We start from the raw sequence: 1848 nt of genomic DNA on the forward strand, positions 1-1848 counted from the left end.
GGCAGCCCGGTGCGGACGCCCGATCGCGCTACTGACGCCACCGCACGCCCCGCAAACGCTGGCGCTCGCCAGCTGGGCATCCCGCCGGAACAACTGCCCTGGGTCGACGCCGAGCGCACGGCCGACGCCCTGTGGGCCGCCGACCAGTGCTGCGTGCCGGTACCTGTGGCGTCCTCATCCTCCGGCAGTCGCACCTGCGCAACGACGCCCTGCGGCGGCTGCATCTGGCCGCTGGGCGCGTTGACGCGCGGTATGCGACACGTGTGGTCCCGTTACGGACTTTCATACTTGAAAGCCTGTCACGCTACCAACACCTGGAGGACCCATGAGCAAGCGCTTTTGAATGCGCTGGCACGGGGGGCCAAAGTCAGCAAAAGTCTCGCTTCCGACTAACAATGATGCAGCGAACGCTTAGGCGTCCGATGTGGGCTCTGGGCGCTTGCGGATCCAATCGGCAAATGCCTCGTCTTCGATCCGATAGTCTCCCATGGCCAGTCGGGTAATAACCGTTGCAGCCAACAACCGTCGTAACGCGTGACCGGTAGTGTTCCGAGTGGCAGGCTTACCTAACATGATGCCCAATTTTTCCAATGTGGCACTGGAGTGCAGGTCCGATTCGCCTCGTGCCAGCAGGTACAAGATGGCGCGGTCAGCAGGCTTCATTTCGCGCCACTGGGTAAGCGAATGCTCGTCCGAGAATACTGAGGACTTTGTGTAAGCCAGCGCAGCGGCTTCGCCTTGGGGTTGATAGAGCATGTACCGTTCGATGAACCGCTTGAAGAACTCGGGGGTGCGGTGCAATTCGTCAAAGGCGTGTCTGCCCTGCTCAAGGGTCAGCTTTTGGCGCGCCATGCTGTTCAGGAGCTCGACTGTGAAGGCAACGAACTCGTCCCCTAACAAGGGAAAGGGCTCCAGAGGTGCCCAGTTGTAGAAAGGCTCCGATGCCCGGGCGAACATGGCGCGAAGGGTGGTCTCAGAGCTACCGGCAAAGATGACTTTGACACGATCCTTACGGATATCAAGCGCTGCGCGGAGCGCGTGGGCGAAATCGCTGTGATCCGCCCCGGCCAGAACCTGCGCTTCGTCAATCACGAGAAGCAGCGGCTTCTTGGCGCGATCAATCCGCTTTAATACTTCATGGAGTGCCACAGTCCGATCTACGCCTGGCTTTCCTAACTCGGCCTCCAACGACCCCTCTACCGCACCGGCAAGTTTTGCGCTGGCCTTCACTTTCTTAACCGGTGTGCGTAGCTTGGAGAGGAGCGCGGCCGCTCCTTTGGGCTCCAGGGTTTCAGTAAGTGCCGTAACAAGGGCCGTTTCAGGCGAGGTACGGTTATCCCATAGGTTCGTGTACGCTGTCAGGTAGCCTTTGGTAACAGCCTCTGGCATCAGGTCTCGTCGCAGGAACTCAGTCTTGCCCATCCGCCGTCGAGCGAACAGCCCGCGCGCCGCGGAAAGTTTCAAGTCAAACGCTTGCAAATAGGCCTTCGCAAGGTCTGGGCGGGCAAAGTGCCAAGGATCCGGCAGGTTCTCATTTGTTCTCATGAATTTCGAGAATTCTCAAAATCTTTGAGAACTTATGATACAACGAGGACAGCCACTCGCATAGAGTGTTTCCCAACTGTCCAGTGTCGCTCGCTCTGGTAGGCCGCCATCGCCCTGGACGGGCACGCCTGGCGCGCAGCACTCCTCAGGCAAGCATTGCGGCACTAGTATCAATCTCAACGGCGCGATCTTCGTCGCGTTCGAGCCTCTTTTGCATTGCTCTGAACGGTGTGTGTCAAGGTAGTTGTCGCGTCCGCCGTTATGCTGCTTTCCGGTGCTCCTTAGCTTCCAGCTCAGCTCGCT

At 59.3% G+C, this 1848-nt stretch carries 1 protein-coding gene; it reads right to left on the reverse strand.

The genetic code is table 11. The features are described 5' to 3' along the window. Positions 1 to 411: 411 nt before the first annotated feature. Positions 412 to 1545: an ATP-binding protein gene (locus J8I34_RS33800; protein WP_209808526.1), complete on the reverse strand. Its 1134-nt coding sequence runs from the start codon at positions 1543 to 1545 to the stop codon at positions 412 to 414. Positions 1546 to 1848: the final 303 nt, after the last annotated feature.

The sequence above is a fragment of the Cupriavidus phytohabitans genome (assembly GCF_017815025.1).
GTDB lineage: Bacteria > Pseudomonadota > Gammaproteobacteria > Burkholderiales > Burkholderiaceae > Cupriavidus.

Coding starts and splice junctions, on each gene's coding strand:
- J8I34_RS33800 (WP_209808526.1), bottom strand. CDS start 1,545: ATGAGAACAAATGAGAACCTGCCGGATCCTTGGCACTTTGCCCGCCCA.